This window comes from Vibrio sp. Vb0304 (assembly GCF_033338995.1).
Taxonomy (GTDB): domain Bacteria; phylum Pseudomonadota; class Gammaproteobacteria; order Enterobacterales; family Vibrionaceae; genus Vibrio; species Vibrio alginolyticus.
The window spans coordinates 236,512-255,921 of record NZ_JAWOTT010000002.1 but is presented as its reverse complement, the minus strand read 5'-3'; the positions used below and the strand labels follow the sequence as shown (position 1 = coordinate 255,921).

Sequence of the window (19,410 nt, the reverse complement as noted above, 5' to 3'; positions counted from 1 at the left end):
TCCTTACGCTGGCTGTGTAGCCAGTGCTTTTTTGTTGAGAATAGGATTAAGAATCAGGAAGCTAATTGCGCCGCCAAGTACAGCGTTAATCGGCACTACGCCAGGCAGGAAGTGTCCCGCACCAACGCCAATCACGACAGCGATAATGCCAGCCCAGTTAACGTTTTGGAATTGGGCGGCTTCAAAGTTTGCGTAGCGTTTACGGTTCGTGAAGAAGTCAGCGATGATCACACCGCCAATCGGTGGAATTGCCAAAGATAAGAAGGTCAGCCAGCCAACAAAGTTATTGTAGAGCCAGAGAGCGCAAAGTGTGCCAACAAGACCGTTCGCCATTGAGATGTATTTACTTGGTAAGCCTGTGATGTTGGAAAATCCAAGACCCGATGCGTAGAGCGCGTTGTCGTTGGTCGTCCAGATGTTCAAGCCAAGAACGATGATAGCTGGAATAAGAAGACCTTGCGCGATCATCACTTCAGAAATGTCTGATTGACCCGTCACCGACGCACCTGCCGCGCCAAAGATAAACATTAACGAGTTACCGATGAAAAATGCCACCATGGTGATCATCACGGCGCTGCGCGGCTTTTTACCAAAGCGTACGAAATCCGCCGTTAATGTACCAGCACTGACAAAAGAGCCGACAACCATCGCGAGAGCTATTGAAAAATCGAGTGGCTCGGTTGGTTGAACTTGTTGTAGTTCGCCAATACCACCAACGCTATTTACTGACTCGATGACAGAGTAGCCGCCAAGTAGCGCAATGGCAGGAACGGCAATTGCTGACAACACCATCAGTGCGGAGATGCCAAAGTAAACGGTCGCGGTCATGAGCAAACCGGATACAAGGATCAACGTGTTGGTATCGATGCCCGTTGCTTTATGCACCGGAATCGCAAACATCGCGACACCAACTCCAAACCACCCGACTTGAGTACCACCAAGAAGAGCGGAAGGAAGCCAAGAGCCTTTAGAACCAAAAGAGAAACGAGCAAGAAGGTGAGTAGAGAGACCAGTAGAAGCGCCGATGTAACCGAGGAAAGAAGTGTAAATACCGAGGATTAGGTTACCGATGAGAACAGCGAGGAAAAAATCATTAAAGGAGAGCCCAGTACCGAGAGAACCCCCAGTCCACATACTTGCGGAGAAAAAAGTGAGTCCTAACATCACCATTGTAAGTGATGCCACGCCTTTTCTGGCCGTGTTGGGAACTGGTCCAAGACTGTAATTATTGTCTCCAGCCATTATTACCTCCGCACATTGAAACATTAAATTATAGCACCTGATTTCAGGCAAACGGCGCGTATTATCGTGATGTAAATTTAATAGTCAATGATAAAATTGCAATTTAAACGTTTGCTTGGTTTTTTATGTGTATTTTTTCTTTTAATAACAATGGTTTGGTTTTTAAATTCTAAAAGTGGAAAGTTTGTTTTTACGTATTTTCTATGATTTATAGACAGGTTTTCTATGTGAAATTAATGTTTTGAATTGCTATTTGTTTTTATGGATTAAATTTATCTATAACTCTGGATTGTTCAGTCGATTTCTATTAAAGGAAAACGATTTCATGATGAGGTTTTTGGTTTGGACGTTATTTGTTCTTTTCTTGGGTGTGTTTTCTTGGTTTTATTTTATGTAGGTGATTTATTTTTGTTGAAGCTGGCATTTCTAATGGTTTAGTGGGCGAATATTTGAATTTTATAAACAGTAAACAATCTGTTGTGGGTAAGAAAAGTACAACCGAGCTCGGTCAGAGGATAAGAGGGCAATAGCCACATAAAAAAATAGCCAACCGCAAAGAGTGCGATTGGCTTATATACATGTGAACAAAATCAAGTTCACTAACAACGTCAGTTGGCTAGGTGACCCTCGGCTTAAGAAGGGTCGATTTATATAATGCAGTTACTGTGCCAACTTTAATATGCCCTAAAATACGTAGTTTCTGTGACATGCGTTGCTTAAAGTTTGAGTAATGTTTGCAATTTGCAACTGCGTTATGCAATTTGACTCTATTATGCTAATGATTGATTAATAAACAATGAACCTTTTAAAGCATGACTAAACTCGCCGTTCCTAAAAAGGCGAAAAAACCAACTACATCTGTCACTGTTGTTAGAATCACCGAGCCAGCCAAAGCGGGGTCCAATTTAAACTTATCCAGAATAATGGGAATCAGCACACCAAATAAAGCTGCGGTAATAATATTGACGATAATGGCCAGCGCGATGGTTCCCCCAAGAACCGGAGATTGAAACCACAATCCGGCGAGCCCGCCGATGATTAACGCCCAAGCAATGCCGTTCAGAGAGCCAATACCCAACTCATTTTTCAAAAGCTTGAAGCGGTTACCTGGGGTGATCTGATTAAGCGCCATCGCACGAATCATTAGAGTGAGCGTTTGGCTGCCAGCAATGCCCCCCATGGATGCAACAATTGGCATGAGCACCGCCAAAGCCACCACCTGCGCAATTACATCTTCAAATAGTCCGATAGTGACAGACGCCAAAATCGCAGTAAGCAGATTGATGCCTAACCAAACACCGCGCTTTTGCGAGCTTTTTAATACTGGCGCAAACAAGTCATCGCCTTCATCCATACCTGTACCGGCCATCAAACGTGCTTCGTAGATTTCACGCTGTGTACTCAATGCAAACTGCCAATCGACTTCACCGATCAGTGTTTGGTCTGCATCAGTTACAGGGAGAGCGGGCAGTGTGCTGTGTTCTAATGCCTCTACCGCTTCAGGAAGCATCATTTTACTGTCTAGAACCGTCACTGCCTCAATAACGAGTGTTTTTAAGCGAATATCGGGGTCACCACGTAAGATATCGAAGTAATTGACCGTTCCACGATACTGTTTATTACGATTAATCAGATATACCTGTTGAGGCGTGTCGTAGCTATAGCGCTCCATTAACTGCTTAGCTGTCCCAATCGTAATGTTGAAGGGAAGAGTGATGATCTTACGTTCAGCCCAGTGGCCGAGTTCTTCATCAGCATACTCGTTTGCTTGATCGTAAAGTTCCAACTCATCTTTTTCTATCAACGAGAGCGCTTCGTTTATGATCGACTCTGGTAACGAATCGGCCCATTCGATGAGCGATAAGTTGTCGAGTTTAGCGAGAGTGAGTTTTAGCTCGACTTCAGATAACGCGTTGATGATAGAGAAACGTACGTCCGCACGCATTTCCGTTAACACGTCGATATGTAGCTCTAGTGGTAAAGCTCGCCATAAGCGAACACGATCGTCGATTGGAAAGGCTTCTAGAATCAGGGCAACCGCGCCGGGCTCGAGGCCCGCTTCAATAGATTCATTGAGCGTTGCGACTTGATCCGCTTCTTCGGCTTGGCCAATTTGCTGGATTAGAGTGGAGAGATCTTGAAACTTGCTCACCGAGTACCCCGATAGTTAATTCGTTTTATGGAAGTATGGCATGTTATTGAGATGCACAACTATGCACCTTAACCTTGCTCAAGGTACTTGAAAGTAACAGAAAAACAATAGGCTATTCGCTGTTGATGGTGAGATATGGCTGTACCAATTGGCGAATGTTCACTTTTGCGCCAATACGGGCTGCCAGCAAGTACATTCCGCCGATTTTTCTGTGTAAAAATAGGGCATCTGCTGGTGGAGTATGCCAGTATTCTTGCTCCATGCTTAGAATGGTGCCAGCCTCGCGAAGCTTTTGTGCTAAGCCGCTGGCTTTAAAGTCATAAGGCTCATCAACTAACATCGGTTCACATGCCATTTTCACTAGATCGAGAATCGCTTGGCGTTGGTCTGGAAGGATGGTTTGGCTGAAGAAGCCTATTTGTTCAAGCGCATTATTCAAGCCTTGTTCGTCATTGTTAACGACAGATGCGAAAGCTTGGCGATAACCAGTGCTGAACCGCTCGCTGTACTCTCGAGTGGCCCCGAAATCTAGCAAGCCGATTTGACGAGTGTTTTCGATATATAAGTAGTTGGCGAAATTTGGGTCGGTTTGTACCATCTTAAATTCGAACAGCTCCCTGAACAGTAATTCGAGTAGGCTGTGCATGACAAAATCTCGCGTACTCTGATCATAATGTTCGATTTGCTCAATCGGGCTACCATCAATGAATTCCATCGCGAGAACGGAGTCTGAGCAACTTTCAGTATGAATCTTGGGCACCACAAAATGAGGGTGCTCCTTCAAAGCGTCATGATAACGAATGGCAAATTGTGCCTCTCGTGCGTAATCGGCCTCGTCATGTAGCTGCTTTTTCGCTTCTTCGAGCAATCCTTTGTAGTCGACAGACTCGGGAATCAACCCAACGACCTTGAGCAGTGTACCGACATTATCGACGTCGCTATCGATACTTTTCCGTATGCCCGGATATTGCACTTTGACGGCTAGGTTATCGCCCGCATCGCTGTAGGCTTGGTGCACTTGTCCTATTGATGCACTGGCGATTGGTTTGAAGTTAAATGACAGAAACTCAGCTTTCCAATTCGTTCCTAGCGAACTTTCCATTACTGCGTTGAGTTGTTTTGCAGGCATTGGGTCTGCGTTGGAACGAAGACGGGAAAGAATATCGGCAAGTTCAGGTTCTAAAACATCACCAGCATCCATTGATAGCATTTGACCAAGCTTCATTGCAGCGCCACGCAGGTGAGCAAGTTGGTCAGTTAAGCGCGCGATGTTCTGTGGCGTCAGCAAGAGGTCTTTCGCTTTTGGTTTGTTGCCTTTGGCTATCTGCTTCGTGCCTTCTGCAATCACATTGCCTGCGACACGGGTAGCAAGTGAAGCGAACTTGCTGAATCTTGAGATGCGATGGGTAGGTAGGCTTCTTTCCTTTGCCGACATGAATCTTCTCCGCTATTTACTAACTAATTGTTATACGGGAAAAGGATATGTTTGGATACAAATGAAAAGAAAACCGCCAGCGTAACTGGCGGTTTGCGAGTTTAGATAGAGTAGAAGAAGTACAGTTGAGACTTCATTCGGATGATGATCCCGCGAATCACATCTAAGAAGGCCATGAAGCCTATCGGTTTTTCACCGCTGACCCATGCGAGGCCAACAGAGCCAACAGGGATGTCGTAGCCTTCTGGCTCATCAATCTTAAGACGAACAAAGTGGTGTTTGTTCTGTAAGTTCTTTCCAGTGGTGACACGTACGGAATCATCGAAACCCAGTAGATTACCTTGTGACTCACCTGTTGCTTCAACAATGCCTTCGACGGTCGCTGAGAAGATCTTACCTGGGTAAACGGACGAAGAGAATTCCGCTGGCTGACCCGGTTTGATGTTACGAATCGCTTGGTGGTTCACTCGCATCAGTACGTACTTCTCGTTGGTGTACATATTAATACGTGGCATCGCTGATACGCGCTGACCTTCACGCAGGATAAAGTTAGTTACAAAGCCATCACTAGGTGCATGCACTTTGGTGCTGTTCAAATCCCATTGTGCTTTTGCAATTTGCTCTTCCGCTTGACGCAATTCAGCCTGCTTCGTTTCAACCGCTAACTCCGCTTTATGAATCGCCAGCTTCGCACGTGAAATATCGACTTGTTTCTTCTTGATTTGAGATTCAAGAGTCAACACATTGTGGCGAGCCATGTCTACTGTGCTCGACTGTTTGTCGATGTCGCTTTCCGTGATGGTGTTTTGCACCACTCGGTTTTGCTCAACATAGCGAACTAGCATCTTTTTCTGCAATTTGTAGTCAACTTTCGCCGCTTCCAACTGGCTCTTTGATGTTTCTAGATCTTGCACTAGCGCTTCGTGGTTAGCTTCTTCAATCTCGATGTCGCCTATTGCTGTAGCTAATGCAACGCGAGCAGAATCAGCGGATACGTTCGCTTGATTTAATGCGATGTTGTATTGCGTTGGGTCAAGTTCATAAATGAGCTGACCTTCTTTAACTTGCTGATTCGGCTCAATGTAAATGTGGTCAACTTTACCTTTTACATTGGTTGAATCTGGACGCAATTGGATGTGTGGCGACTGCACGACAGAACCGCCGGATAAATCCATCGGGGTGAAGTTAATCAAACCTACCCAGACGAACATTAGCCAACCCAAGCCGCCAAGATAAGCGAACGATTTGGTTGCTTTGTTCCAAGGCATGCCAACCAAACGCAACAGATAGATGAAGAGTGCCCATACCGCTAAACCTTCTAACATTATGCTTCCTCTTTTGGCTGTGTTTCTGTTTGCGGTTTACTTTTCCATGTATCACGCAGATTGATGATGGCTTTTTCCATATCAACGAATGCAAAGATCACGGCTAGCACCCAAACCCAGTGCCAGACAAACCCTATCCAGGTCAGCGCAGTGATGAGCCCTATCTGATGATGGTCTTTGCTGTGTGCTTTATTGATAGGCAATTCATGGATTTTCCAAAAGCCGTAACACGCGCCCGCGACACTCGCAATTAAAACGACAGCAGCGACAACATGTAACGCCGTATCTGCGCCTGTACCGACAAACGGGACACTCAGTAAACTCATTAAACACTCCTCTATCAAACTGTTGGCGTATTGTGATCTGAATTTGATTTGCGGCTTTCTTTGTGACAGATTCAATCACTACAGGATTAAATTTGATGTGATTGGTTATGAAAACGGTTCGGTTTATTCGCGCGATGGGCATTCTAAACATGCATAACCTCGCGTTATCTAAATACAATTTGGACTCGGATGAGTTAGGGATCCCAGCATCGGTGTTTCGTAACCCAATGACACTGATCCCGCTAAAAGCCGTTGCGGAATGGTACCGTTGTGTTGAACAAGCCAGTGGTGACCCGGATGTGGTGTTGAGTCTCAGCCGAGGTATTGAACTGCAAAAGCTAGGGCCAGTGGGGCGCTGGTTATTCTCCGGCAATGATTTAGCCAGTACCATTCGGCGAGTGAATTATGGTGTGAGCAACCTACAATCAGGGGCGTTTTTTGCTGGCGAACAGTCGGGTAAAATCATCAAATGGACTTACCACAACCCGTTTATAGAAACGTCAGTAAAGGTGCACGATAGTATCCGCTGTGCGGTATTTATGATTAAGGTGTTACGCGAATTTCTTGGCAAAGATTACCAGCCTTTACGTGTCAAGGTTTCAGGCTCGAGAAAAAATACTGAGCGATACCGGGAATATTTCGGCTGCGAGGTGGAATGGAGTCAGCCAAAAACAGAGATATGGATCCCGGGAGATGACCGACTAGCTTCTCGCCAAGTGAGCCATCGAGAAGACAGCCGTCTAGCGATGAGTTTTTCCGATTTGGATGATTTGCTTAATATGCCCGACCCAGAAGATGAGTTGAAAGTGATTTATGAAGTGGTGAATTACAGCAGCCATTATGGATTGCCAACGTTAGAGCGCGTGTCTTCTCTGCTTGATTTATCTGAACAGCAGTTTCAACGTCGTTTGCATAAATTAGGGCTCAATTTTTCGACGGTTTCTGGCTATGTATTGAGTAATATTGCAGCTGGTTTGTTGAGTAAGCGCGTGAGTATTGATGACATTGCCACGCGCCTTGGTTACACCAATGTGGCGAGCTGCAATCGTATGTTTAAGAAACATCGTGGATTAACGCCCAAGCAGTATATGGGAAGATTAGAGAAGTAGTGCTCCACTTATTTCTATGAGTACAAGCAATAAAAGCCCTCAAAAAAGTAGAGGGCTTTGTTTTTTGTGTGTTGTTGTTTTATGTAATGGCTATTTTTTAGGGCGCCAACTTAGTGCACTTGCAACAGCGCCGATGGCAACTACATCCTTTTTTTGTTCGCTAAGTTCAGGGAGCATCTGTACCGCAATGGTACCGTTCGTCTGCACAGCGGCAATTTCTTGTGTGCCTTCCTTAAAGCTATAACCCAATGGAATGTCTACCGCCATCATGGCGTCAGGACTAGTATGTACAGTTTCTACATTAAAGTGGGTGCTACCAATACGCACTATGCCTGTCTCTTTTTTCTCAAAGCTGATGTCGATGAGAGCCGATTTTGGCTCCATCGCAAACTCACCGACTTTTTTACCATCTTGAGTAATGTCACAGGTGTAAGGATCATTCCCACCAAAATCGACGCCCATGTAGTTAACCGACATGCCGCCTCCGGTGCAGTTCAAAAGCCAAGTTTCCCCGCTGTCGATACGAGTCACTTCTGCGCCCATTGAACCTTCTTTGAAAGAGATACGGTTAAACCAACTTGAGTTAGAAGCACTGCGTGAATACTTGCCTTTGTACTTACCAGCAAAATCAAAATGGCCATCTGCACCGAATCCCCAAAAATCACCGTCGGTTTTGATCAGCATTTCTGGTTGTGCTTTTACGGCATCAGTACGATCCATGACGGCTAGGCCACCACAACCAACAAGGAGCAAGGGAGCGAATAGAATAAGTTTCTTCATGTTTTTCATTGTTTATAGCTTGGTTACATCTAGGGTTTGGTCGGTGAATTGGATGTTCTGAATGTCGTACAACTCGTCAGTGCCTGTATTTGGGCACTCAACAGAAACACTCTTTGCTTTGATAACAGTACATTCCGCCAGTTTGTGTGGCACGATATAGGTGTTGATACCGCCTTCACCATAAATGCTGTTGTCTTTGCTGTTGCCTTCAAAAGTATTGTTTTGATCATTACCGATCACATTCATCGCGTCGTCGCCAATGATCTTCACTTTTGTTAGCCACTGAGATTTGTAGGTGTACGCTTCTATCAAACCGTCTTTGTTGGGAGCCATACGGAAGGTATGTACTGTGCCTGGATTTGTCTTTTCGGTGTAGAGCTTGACGCCCGCAGAGTCGATATTCGCGGTATATTGCAAGTATCCGTGGAATAAGCCACTGATCCAATCAACGGCTTGTGGATCTTGGGTTTGCATTTCTTCACGCGTTAACGCTTGGTAGCCATCTAAACCATGTCCGTTTGCTTTTGCTACGCCCATGTACGCTTCAAAAGCGGCAGCAAAATATTCGTGAGAATATGAAGGGCCCGTTTGTTTCACACTTTCAGGATCGAAGTCGTCCGATTTCCAATCGTCCCAGTCATACTGAGTAGGGCGCCACACCGTCGGTTTGCCCGATTGAATATCGTTATAGATGCTTAACGCATGAGCTTGAATGTCATTTTGCAGTGCCGCAGTCGCCGTGTTAGGTGCAATACCTTGCGCTTGGACCAAGTGTAAAATTTCTTCAAAAGCGGCGTCTCGTTCGGCTTTTTTACCAAGATTGGCGCAGTAATCGGCAAAATTACTCATGTAATGGCAATCGCCTTCAACTGTCAGTTCTCGATACATTAAAGATTGGCTATTCCTTAGCCAGTTTGGTGTTTCTTCACTAGTTACTAATGTTGACGCGATAGATGTGACAAGTGTATCCATATCATCTTCGTTAAGTACGATCATGCTTACAACAAACTTTTCTAGAGAACTCGTATCAAAAGAGTGTGCTAAGCCCGAGTTTGTAACTGCATCGTTCAATTTGTCTTGGCGAATCAGTTCGTTGATAAAGATTTTGGTTAACATCTCATCATTCTGTTCGTCGTTTTCGGTCAGCATTAATGTGGCATCACGCTCGGCTAATGTCTTAGCGATAAGAGACTTGTCAGCACCGTACTTAGAGTCTGGTTGGTTTGTTAGAAGGTGTTGGATGATTTTGGCTGCACGAAAGATTTTTTCATTATTCGCACCGTCATCAACGGCCACAATGTGAAATGTATCGTTGTTGTTTGCTTCGGAAAGGGAGATTTTCACATAGTGGGTGAAGCCCGCATCAGCAGCCACTTTTAACTTGGCCGGAAACTCTGTAGAAACGACAGTTGGGATTGTGACAGTGCTCAATGTTGGCACTGGTGGTGTTGGAGGTGTCGTTGTCGATGGTTTCGAATTAGATTCACTGCCGCCACAAGCAGTTAGACTTATCGCGCAAAATATGGCTAAAGGTGTTAATTTGGAATATCTCATTTCATGTTACTCGTAGACTTTATTAGAGCAAGAAACTTAGAAGCAACATAAAGTCCTGTCTATATAAGCAAACTAAGTCATATATGTTGGTATTGTTTTTTGGTAAGACCTATTATTCGATACATTTGAAAATATAGTGGATTTTTATTCCGAATTTTATTTTCTATGTGAAGCTATATTCTGATAATGAATAAAACCTCAGGTTATTGCATGGCTTTAGGGGTATAGAATGATTAGGATTATCGTATATGTATGGTTTGTAAGCGTATGTAAGCCTGCGTTTTATTAAAATTATCATTTAAGTAGGTTGCGCAGTATAGGACGAGCGATATACTCCCTCCATCATATTGGTGGAGTAAATGATTCATGGTGGGTAATACAATCTTACTGGTAGAAGACGACTCAGAGATTGCTCGATTAACCAAAATGTACCTCGAAGCCGAAGAATATACGGTAACTGTCATCGATAACGGTCAAAATGCATTAGAAACGATTAAGGGGCTCAAGCCGGACCTAGTGCTGTTAGATTTGATGTTACCAGGAAAAAATGGCGCAGAAATATGTCAAGAGGCGCGTAAGTTTTATCATGGTATTATCATTGTTTTGACTGCGACCGATGATGAAATGAGCGAGGTGAGCTTATTTAAGTTTGGTGCTGATGATTACCTTACCAAACCGATAAAAGGCAATATCCTTCTCGCCCGTATTGAAGCAGCGTTGCGTCGCTATTGTCGTCAAGTTGATATCGTTGAAGAAGAAAAGCTGAGCCGATATGGCATTAGTCTTTGTCTTCGTCGCTCCCAAGCATTTTATTTGCAAAAAGATATTGGTTTAACGAGTTCTGAGTTTGAAATTTTAGAGCTCCTGATGCTGAATGTCGATAAGCCAGTATCTCGTGAATCATGTTGCCGTCTTGCCCGAGGCATTGAATACTGTATTACTGATCGTTCGATTGATATGCGTATATCCTCACTAAGGAAGAAATTCTCTAAGGCTCATATCCATACGGCTACCATTAAAACCATACGTCACCACGGCTACATGCTGACAGGTAAATGACGCATGTTTTCCCTGTTTACTCGTCTATATGTGGGGTTAGTAACTGGCCTTGCGCTGACTGTTGCTTTGTTTCTCTTTATGGGGGAAGAGTACATGCGCAAAACAGAAGTCGGTGTTTTTTTGAGTGACGGTGCTTATTTTGTCGATCAATACATTGAGCAACGAGGCACTCCGGATTCTCTCTACAAGAAGTTAACCGAAAACGGCAAGCAAGATTTCTTTATCTTTGATTTAACATTGGTTGAAAACTGGGACGGATCACCGCCTTGTCGAGATTGTAATCTGCTGTACCGTATGCAAGGGATACCTGTTTATCTTATTGATGGCAGTACCTATGCTGCGGTATTCCCTTTGCCTAACACTTCGAAGAGTTTAGTTTTCAAAGAAAAAACGGATTTCTTTAGCCCACACGTTGATTGGAATGAAGATTCTGAGATTGTATTTATACTTACTCTACTTTTGGTTGTTGTATGCAGTTTAGGCATTATGGTTTACATACCTGTACGACGTCTTGACCGCCAAATTCGGCAACTAACGGCTGCGCAACAACAATTTGGTTCTGGTGAGTTGAATACGCGAGTCGATCTAAAGCAATTTTCGCAACCCGTGAAAGAGCTCGCCCAAGGCTTCAACTGCATGTCTGAAGAGATTGAGAGACGAGTGCGCCAAACACACATCTTTACTCAAGCTATTCCTCATGAAGTGCGCACTCCGCTGAGTCGTATTCAGCTAGCGACGGATTTAGCTCGACGCACGAGTGGTGAAATGCAGGCAGAGTTACATGACGATATTGAACGATACGTTGATGTCGTGACGGATTTAACATCCGACATCGTCATGCTGTCTCGCTTGAGTGTGAAAAACCACTCATGGATCGATTCTGTTGAAACCATGGAACTGCCACTTTGGTGTAAAAGCCGCATGAATTACCTAGGCTTAGAGTCCGCCATGTTGAGAGCAGAAAATAAACTCGCGAACCAATTGATTCACTTTCAGCCTACTTTGGGTAACCTTGTCCTCGATAATTTACTGCAAAACGCCAAGCGTTATGGTGAGTCCTGCGTTGAGGTGACGATTCGAACGGTAGCGGATTGCTGGAGCATCGATATTGAGGACGATGGTCCGGGCATCCCTGAGGCGATGCGAGAAGAAGTATTTATGCCATTTTCGCGCTTAGACAAAAGCCGCAACGCCGACATGAAAGGCTTTGGTTTAGGGCTTGCCATCGCTACCAGTGCAGCGCGGCAACTGGGGTGGGAGCTTTCTGTCGGCGAGAGTTACTTAGGCGGCGCACGTTTTACGGTGCTTATTCCTGCCAACGGTTAGAGTAGGCACTGCGGTAGTCTGGCTCTGCGATACCTTCATACAAATCGTCACAAGCTTGCAGCGGACCTACGACGGTTTGGTAGGGTAGGACACCTGCCCAAACAGGGATGTCCATGTCTTCCGCATCGTCGTTGACGCCAAAATTGCTGATTTTCACCGATGCTTCTGTGAGTGGAATACGCAGCAGCATGGTGGCTTTGAGTTCTTTTTCATTACTCAAACGGACTTGTTCTGTTCTCCCCGGAGCGATCTGTTCAATAAAGTGATTCAGCAACCTGTCTTTCTCTTGGTTATCTTCCACCACCTCAAACTGGCCAAAGACCACAGCACTGCGATAATGCGCACTGTGGTGAAACGCACTTCGAGCCAATACCCAACCATCAAACAAAGTAAAGGTTAAGCACGTTTGCACTCCTTGTTTGAGTGAGCGTAACAGTCGACTGTTGTTGGCACCATGGATATACACGTAATCATCGACACGCCATGCCAGCATAGGGATGACCACAGGGCCTGACTCGTTGGTTATCGCAATATGAGCGATTAGGCTGTCATCTATGATGGCGTGCAGTTTGCTAACATCAGAGACGGCTTTATGTGCGCCTTTCTTAATTTCCGTTCTATTGGTGTTGGATAGCATTTTCTCTCCTTGTTTGCTCACGATTACGAGCGATTGATCCTCATTCTTTGATTGCAATGTAGCGTTTAACTGGTAGCTTAAAGAGAGCCAGTTTTAACTAATGGATGGATCCAGTTTGTCTTTGATTGATATCGGTGACCTGCATTTAAAAGACAGTGAAGGAACGCGTCAGCAAGCGTTGTTTTTGGCTATTCGCAAGAAAATTGTTCAAGGACTGTGGGTGAAGAATGGGAAGCTGCCTTCTACGCGGAAGCTTTCACAAGAGCTTAATCTAAGTAGGAATACCGTGATTTCTGCCTACGAACAGTTAGTGGCGGAAGGGTACTTGAACAGCCAAAAAGGTTCTGGCTTTTATGTTGCCGTAGAACTGCCAGAGCAGTACTTGCCTGAACCTAGTTCAGTTCAGAGAGACTCATCACCGAAAGCTCACTTTGATATCAACCGCGCATTTGCACCGGGTGTGCCGGATTTGGACGCATTTCCGATGGCGCAATGGCAAAAGTTACTCACTCGCCATATGTCTCGTACTTGCTTGTTGGGGAATCAAGATATTCAGGGTAGTTGGGCATTGCGCTGTGCTTTAGCTGACTACCTCGCATCAAGCCGTTCAGTGAATTGTTCTCCAGAGCGCATTATTATTACCTCTGGGGCGCAGCAAGCGTTGTCGATTGCGACGATGGTAGTGCTCAAACAAGGTGATAAGGTTCTGATGGAGCAACCAGGTTACGCGCAAATGCGGAAGTTGATTCAGTTCCAAAACTATCAATTTGAGCCTTTGTTCGTAACAGAGAAATTAGGTTTTGATGTGGAAGCGGTGACCTCAAGCGATGCCGATGCGCTGTATATTACACCAAGTAATCAATATCCGATGGGTACCACACTCAATACCGAGCAAAGAGGAAAGATCATCAACTGGGCGGTCGAACAATCAAGTTGGATCATCGAGGATGATTATGACAGCGAATTTCAGTTTGCTCATCGTCCCTATACCAGCTTACAGGGGCTAGCAGCTCAAATGGGTCGAGATGATCGTGTGTTGTATGTGGGTTCCTTCAGTAAAGTGATGTTTAACGGATTGCGGCTTGGCTACCTTGTAGTTCCTGAACGTTTAGTAGAGCAATGCTTAGTGGTTAAGGATGCGTTAAGTGGTGATTCGCTGACGCATACACAAGAAGCATTGGCAGATTTTATTACTGAAGGTGGGTTATTACGTCATATTCGAAAAATGCGTCGACTATACAAAACTAAGCATGAACAGATGCATTTATCCATTCAACAGTATTTTGGCGACCGTGTTTGCGTCGTTAGCCAAGCGGCGGGGCTTCATATTACGTTGAAATGGCAAGACGGTATGGATGAGCAGCGTTTTACAAAACTGGCAGAGCATGAAGGGATCATCTTGCGACCTTTGAGCTATTATGAACACCCAGATTTTCAAGCACGTCACTGGCATGGTGCCGTGCTTGGTTACGGCAATATCGCGTTAGAGAACATAGACGCTGGTATCCAACGTTTAGCTCACATATTTCGAAATGGGAAGCGATGACTATTCAGCTACACGTGTTTGTCGCTTATGTCGCCACTGTTTCCAAGGCAGTAAAAGTAGAGTAAAAATGCCAAGTGCATAAAACATTGACCAGCCTAAACATATAAAAACACCGGTACAAAGCAGTAGGGACAGTCCCGCAAGTGTTTTACCAAATCCTCGAAGCAATTTAAAAGCGGCTAACATCGCCAACATGTAAACCAGAACGAATACACTGTTTGCGAGTTTTAGGAAAAACTCCAGATCGAGCTGTGATAGGGTTCCTATCACACAAGATATCAATAATATGCCGCCAACTAATATGGTGGCTGAGAAAGGGACACCGCGACGTGAAATCTTGGCTAGTGGACTAGAAGGACGATGTTCACGAGCTTGAGCCCAGACCATTCGCGCTAGGCTCTGTGTGTATAAGTTAACGCTCGCGAAACAAGCGGAGAAACCTATCAAGCTGATTATCCATTTGGCTCCATCGCCTAGTAGTTGGGCACTAAGCCAGGGGATGGATGCGTTATCAAATTGAGCGTTACCATACGCGCCAAATTTTAAAATAACGACAGAGCATGCCCAATAGGTAGCCCCTGCTACAAAACAACCGACCACAATGGCAATAGGGAAATCTCTTTGAGGGTTTTTGAACTCTTCCCCCATATGGGCAAAAGCCTCTATGCCAACAAAACACCAGAACATCACGCCTAACGCTGCGGTAATAGGCCAAATTGACTCTTGTGTGATGGCGGGCATCACAAGATCGGCGCTGTTAACGTCGCCTTTCCATAAAAATGCGCCAACAAGTGCGAAGACACTCAAAGCAATAAGAGTTTGTAAATGACCTGATGATTTTGTGCCCATCAAGTTGACGAACACAAGTAGTACTACCGTCAGAATTTGTGCAAACAGATTGTTGCTAATAGGCTCTGGCAATATTTGTTGTAGGAAGCCTGCGGCGAGTGCAATCGCGGCCGGAACCCCTACCGGAATGACACTAACAAATAGCCAAGCGACACTACTTTCCAGTTTGGCGTTAAAGGCTTTGCGTACAAAAAAGGCTGTTCCGCCCGCGTTGGGGTATCGTTTACCCAGTTGAGCAAAAGTCAGCGCAATAGGACAAATCGCGATGAACAATAAAATCCAAGCCCATAGTGAAAAATGGCCAGCTATACCTGCTGCGATAGCCGGGATCATAAACAGCCCAGTTCCCATTAATGTGGTGGATAACTGTGCGATACCTGATGTGAGTGAAATGTCTTTTTTGAGCTCTTCCATGCGAATTGATTCATCCAATGTTATGAGGCTTATTACGAAAAAGCTTGTGGCTTCTGGTTATTTCGTTTTATGTGTTTAAGCGATGCTATTTATGTGCTGAGCACTTAAGTTGGGAATTTGATTTCAATGTGTTATCTATTTTCTGTTGAAATGGATAACAGCACTCATCTCATGCCCGCCAAATAGCATATCCAAAATGTTAATAACAAAATGATTTACTAAACCGTCAATATGACGGTTGTTTTAAATAATTCCAACAAAATGTTGGTTTCTTATGCAGTTAGAATCGGTATAGAATGAGAAAAATAAGGAAAGCTTGGTAACGGTATGGACAAGTTTGATCATAAGATTGTGGATCTGCTCAGGCACAACGCTCGGCTGTCGGTGACTGAAATTGCGGATAAAGTAAACCTTTCTCGTTCTGCGGTAACGGCCCGTATTCGTAAGCTAGAGCATGACAAAGTGATTCTAGGGTATCACGCTGAAATTGCACCTTCGGGTGGGGATTCGATTTGCGCCTATTTTGCCTTAAAGTTCGATAAATCAACCTCTACGTATTATTGCGAATCATACGCGGACGAGTTATACAAAATTGATGGCGTAAAATGGTGTCATGCGATCAGCGGTGAGACGGACATGATGGTTTTTGTCGAAGTGCCTACGATGGCTCGCTTGAACGAAATCAGAGATCAAATTCAACGATATCCAGAGCTTCGAAACCTGATGACTCATACCGTCTTAGCTGAATTCTTTAACACGACTGGGAACCTGTTTGTGAAGTGACCATGAATGGATGCCATGTTGAAAACCCTTCTGAGCGAATATGTTAAACAACATTAATTTGAATCTACTTAGATCCTTGCATGTACTTTTAGAGGAGTGTCATGTCAGCCGGACCGCAGACCGTTTGCACATTACGCAGTCTGCCGTCAGTCGACAGCTTGCACAATTGCGCGATCTGTGTGGTGACCCACTGCTTATTCGTCAAGGTAATCAACTGATACCAACGCCACGAGCAATAGCGTTAAAATCAAAGCTTGATGCATTACTGGCTGAGTTTGACCATTTACTCGATGACCAACCTTTTGAGCCGCGGCAGTGGCAAGGTGAGCTTGTTATTGCTTCTAGTGACTACGTGGCGCAATACGTATTGCCCGATATTGCCTCTCACTTGGGTGAACAAGCGCCACAGTTAGATATGGCGTACCGACTGTGGCAACCCAACTTTCTTGATAAACTTCATGAGACGGGCATCCATATCGCGTCTTCTATGTATCCAGAAAAACCACAGAGTGTGTCGAGCGTTAAAATTGGTGAGGATTCATCAGTTTGTTTGATGAAATCTTCTCATCCGTTAGCAAAGCAGGACCAGATCAGTATTGAAGACTTGATTTCATATTCACACATCAAAGTGACTGGCGGCGGAGACAAAGATTCCTACACTGATTTAGCATTGAAAGAGCTAGGGCACACCCGCCACGTTACCTTTAAGGTTCCATTCTTCTCTGCTGCGATCAATCGCTTAGTTGCAAGTGAGCACCTGATGGTGGCTCCTGAACATATTGCCGTTAACCTCGCTAAGCATTGGGACTTAACCCATAAAGCATTACCACTCGAAACACCTATTCATCAATATTGGTTAATGTGGCACCCCAAATACGACACGGATCCTGCGCATAAATGGGTGCGAGAAGAGATTCGCTCAGTAATGCAAATTTCTGAATATTCCATTCGCTAATACGTACACCGTTTAGCTATGACTTGAAGTCATGATTAGTATGAATAACTTTGATTTCTAATTATACCTCTTCCGTTGATAGAGTGAGCTTCAAAGAGGGGAGATTCTTATGACACTAACAGTTTGGTTATCACTTTTTACCGTGTGTTTATTAGGGGCTATGTCACCAGGTCCCAGCTTAGCTATTGTCGCTAAGCACTCGTTGGCTGGTGGACGTATCCATGGATTAGCTACGGCTTGGGCTCATGCGTTTGGCATTGGTATATATGCGTTTATTACCTTGATTGGTCTCGCTGTTGTTTTGCAGCAAAGCCCGATGCTGTTCAAGACGATTAGCCTTGTGGGTGCGGCATATCTTGCGTATTTAGGGTTTAATGCTTTGCGTTCAAAAGGTGGTGTGGCTGCGAAGTTGGAGTCAGGTGAGGAGACAACGGTAATCCAGTCTGCGCGAGAAGGCTTTTTTATCTCGATTTTAAGTCCCAAAATTGCTTTGTTTTTTATCGCATTATTCAGTCAGTTTGTCGCGCTCGGTAATGATTTGAGTAATCAGATGATCATTGTTGCCACGCCGTTTGTTGTGGATGGGCTTTGGTACACCTTTATTACCCTAGTGCTATCGAGCTCTAAAGTCGTTGACAGAATTCGCTCTAAGGCAGTGTTGATTGATCGTTTGTCAGGGGTAGTACTCATGCTGCTGGCTCTTAGAGTGGTCGTAACGGTATAGACAAGCTCGCAAGACAGAAATACTAAAAGCAGCCCGTGTGGCTGCTTTTTTGTCTACTCTCAGTAACCCTTACACAATTTACGTAATTCTGACGCTAAACGTTGCTAAAATTAATATTATCAATAGTGTTACTTTGGTTCATATTCTCATTTGCTGTGAAAGCTACTTTCCAACGCATTGTTATAATGAGAACGATAGCCACTTAACGTTAATACTAACAGTGTCGCATATTAAGTCGAGAGTGCTTTATTGGATAAAAACGGACTTTCCTCTTACTTACCCTATGAAAGGGGTAGAGACTTCATGACCGTTTAGAAGGTGAGAGCAATATGCAAAGAATAGTAGATTTAGCTCCAGTAGTAATTTTGACCAGTGTTTGCAGCGTTGCTTGGATATTCTTTTCAACAAAGAGCATTTGGGTGTTTTTTGAACTGTTTGTATTTACGATGCTTGGCTTTGGCCTTTTGTACGGGTTACTACAAAAGGCTGATCCTAAACACTTTGACTTTGTTTTAAATCACATCGATGAAATTAAGAAGGAAGGCAAAGATGCTTGCCTAAGCGGCGCTCCGAAAGAATCCAACCCATACTCTGGTGTCGATGGTGATTTATGGGAGGCTGGTTACACAGCCTCCTACAACAAAAAGATAAAGCAATAAACCGCTAGGTGCTTATTCAACATTGTGCATTTCAAAAAAGCACCCTGCCATTTTAAGGACAGGGTGAAAGCAAGAAGTTTCTCAGGAGCGGTCGGGGGAGAGAAACTCATCTAAATCTTATTTACTTACCGGCGAACCTCTTCAAATTCACCTTCAATCGCATCTGCTTTACCTGTATTAAACTCATACTCTTCGTGCATTTCTCTCTGCATTTTCTTGACGCGCTTTTCAATACGCTTGCCGGTAATTAATGCTGCGATGGTCAACGGAATCGCAATGATCAAGCTAAATACTAACGTAAAAAAGCCGGTAATCAGTGCTAGTGCAGTTACAATAATCCGATTCATAATCATGACCTCTCTGTAATTTATGTGCTCAGATTAATGCTGTGAACATGAACAAAACATGAATGCTGACGTTCACTTTGTCCGGAGAGTGTCAAATGAATGAAACGAAAAAACGCCTGAGGGTGATCAGGCGTATAAACGGGGAAAAATATTAGTAATGCGCATGGCGCTTATTATTTAGAACAAAT

The 19,410-nt window shown here is 44.4% G+C and carries 18 protein-coding genes; 8 read left to right on the top strand and 10 right to left on the bottom strand.

The window, feature by feature from the left end; translation table 11 throughout:
- Positions 1–3: 3 nt before the first annotated feature.
- From codB to R7P35_RS06125, 5 genes are all read right to left on the bottom strand, one after another.
- Positions 4–1,242, bottom strand: a complete 1,239-nt coding sequence (codB, locus tag R7P35_RS06145) for a cytosine permease (RefSeq protein WP_042522679.1) — start codon at positions 1,240–1,242, stop codon at positions 4–6.
- Between the two features lie 805 nt (positions 1,243–2,047).
- Complete coding sequence (locus R7P35_RS06140) at positions 2,048–3,394, bottom strand: magnesium transporter (protein ID WP_017635159.1); 1,347 nt, start codon at positions 3,392–3,394, stop codon at positions 2,048–2,050.
- A gap of 112 nt (positions 3,395–3,506) precedes the next feature.
- Positions 3,507–4,829: an ABC1 kinase family protein gene (locus R7P35_RS06135; protein WP_017635160.1), complete on the bottom strand. Its 1,323-nt coding sequence runs from the start codon at positions 4,827–4,829 to the stop codon at positions 3,507–3,509.
- A 101-nt stretch (positions 4,830–4,930) separates the two neighbouring features.
- Complete coding sequence (locus R7P35_RS06130) at positions 4,931–6,154, bottom strand: HlyD family secretion protein (RefSeq protein WP_017635161.1); 1,224 nt, start codon at positions 6,152–6,154, stop codon at positions 4,931–4,933.
- On the bottom strand, positions 6,154–6,480 hold the full coding sequence (locus R7P35_RS06125) for an MFS transporter (RefSeq protein ID WP_017635162.1): 327 nt from the start codon (positions 6,478–6,480) through the stop codon (positions 6,154–6,156). Before R7P35_RS06125 ends, R7P35_RS06130 begins: the two co-directional genes overlap by 1 nt.
- A gap of 107 nt (positions 6,481–6,587) precedes the next feature.
- Here R7P35_RS06125 and R7P35_RS06120 point away from each other — a divergent pair, with 107 nt between their 5' ends.
- Complete coding sequence (locus tag R7P35_RS06120; protein ID WP_017635163.1) at positions 6,588–7,589, top strand: AraC family transcriptional regulator; 1,002 nt, start codon at positions 6,588–6,590, stop codon at positions 7,587–7,589.
- Between the two features lie 90 nt (positions 7,590–7,679).
- Here R7P35_RS06120 and R7P35_RS06115 read toward each other — a convergent pair whose 3' ends face one another.
- Positions 7,680–8,369 carry a hypothetical protein gene (locus R7P35_RS06115; protein WP_017635164.1) on the bottom strand — a complete coding sequence of 230 codons (690 nt, stop codon included), beginning with the start codon at positions 8,367–8,369 and terminating at the stop codon, positions 7,680–7,682.
- Positions 8,370–8,381: 12 nt separating this feature from the next.
- Positions 8,382–9,923 (bottom strand): hypothetical protein, encoded by a 1,542-nt coding sequence (locus R7P35_RS06110; protein WP_318091864.1) that lies wholly within the window; start codon positions 9,921–9,923, stop codon positions 8,382–8,384.
- 366 nt (positions 9,924–10,289) lie between these two features.
- Between R7P35_RS06110 and R7P35_RS06105 the strand changes: the two genes are divergently transcribed.
- Both R7P35_RS06105 and R7P35_RS06100 read left to right on the top strand, forming a co-directional pair.
- Complete coding sequence (locus R7P35_RS06105) at positions 10,290–10,982, top strand: response regulator transcription factor (RefSeq protein ID WP_318091862.1); 693 nt, start codon at positions 10,290–10,292, stop codon at positions 10,980–10,982.
- Between the two features lie 3 nt (positions 10,983–10,985).
- Positions 10,986–12,308 carry an ATP-binding protein gene (locus R7P35_RS06100; RefSeq protein WP_033906363.1) on the top strand — a complete coding sequence of 441 codons (1,323 nt, stop codon included), beginning with the start codon at positions 10,986–10,988 and terminating at the stop codon, positions 12,306–12,308.
- Here R7P35_RS06100 and R7P35_RS06095 read toward each other — a convergent pair.
- On the bottom strand, positions 12,289–12,945 hold the full coding sequence (locus R7P35_RS06095; RefSeq protein WP_017635166.1) for a pyridoxamine 5'-phosphate oxidase family protein: 657 nt from the start codon (positions 12,943–12,945) through the stop codon (positions 12,289–12,291). The two genes, R7P35_RS06100 and R7P35_RS06095, sit on opposite strands and share 20 nt — an antisense overlap.
- 100 nt (positions 12,946–13,045) lie before the next feature.
- On the opposite strand from R7P35_RS06095, the gene R7P35_RS06090 reads away from it, so the two are divergent.
- On the top strand, positions 13,046–14,491 hold the full coding sequence (locus R7P35_RS06090; RefSeq protein WP_318091859.1) for a PLP-dependent aminotransferase family protein: 1,446 nt from the start codon (positions 13,046–13,048) through the stop codon (positions 14,489–14,491).
- Here the strand turns inward: R7P35_RS06090 and yjeH are convergent, their stop codons facing one another.
- On the bottom strand, positions 14,492–15,754 hold the full coding sequence (gene yjeH / locus R7P35_RS06085; protein ID WP_033906365.1) for an L-methionine/branched-chain amino acid transporter: 1,263 nt from the start codon (positions 15,752–15,754) through the stop codon (positions 14,492–14,494).
- A 327-nt stretch (positions 15,755–16,081) separates the two neighbouring features.
- Here yjeH and R7P35_RS06080 point away from each other — a divergent pair, with 327 nt between their 5' ends.
- The 4 genes from R7P35_RS06080 (at position 16,082) to R7P35_RS06065 (ending at position 18,875) form a co-directional block, all read left to right on the top strand.
- Positions 16,082–16,537 (top strand): Lrp/AsnC family transcriptional regulator, encoded by a 456-nt coding sequence (locus R7P35_RS06080; RefSeq protein WP_005373615.1) that lies wholly within the window; start codon positions 16,082–16,084, stop codon positions 16,535–16,537.
- Positions 16,538–16,577: 40 nt separating this feature from the next.
- On the top strand, positions 16,578–17,492 hold the full coding sequence (locus R7P35_RS06075; RefSeq protein WP_017819875.1) for a LysR family transcriptional regulator: 915 nt from the start codon (positions 16,578–16,580) through the stop codon (positions 17,490–17,492).
- Between the two features lie 109 nt (positions 17,493–17,601).
- Complete coding sequence (locus tag R7P35_RS06070) at positions 17,602–18,216, top strand: LysE family translocator (RefSeq protein WP_017819876.1); 615 nt, start codon at positions 17,602–17,604, stop codon at positions 18,214–18,216.
- A gap of 329 nt (positions 18,217–18,545) precedes the next feature.
- Entirely contained in the window at positions 18,546–18,875 is a 330-nt protein-coding gene (locus R7P35_RS06065; RefSeq protein ID WP_005373609.1) for a hypothetical protein, read from the top strand.
- Positions 18,876–19,000: 125 nt separating this feature from the next.
- On the opposite strand, the gene R7P35_RS06060 is transcribed toward R7P35_RS06065, so the two are convergent.
- Positions 19,001–19,222 (bottom strand): hypothetical protein, encoded by a 222-nt coding sequence (locus R7P35_RS06060; RefSeq protein WP_005373607.1) that lies wholly within the window; start codon positions 19,220–19,222, stop codon positions 19,001–19,003.
- Positions 19,223–19,410: the final 188 nt, after the last annotated feature.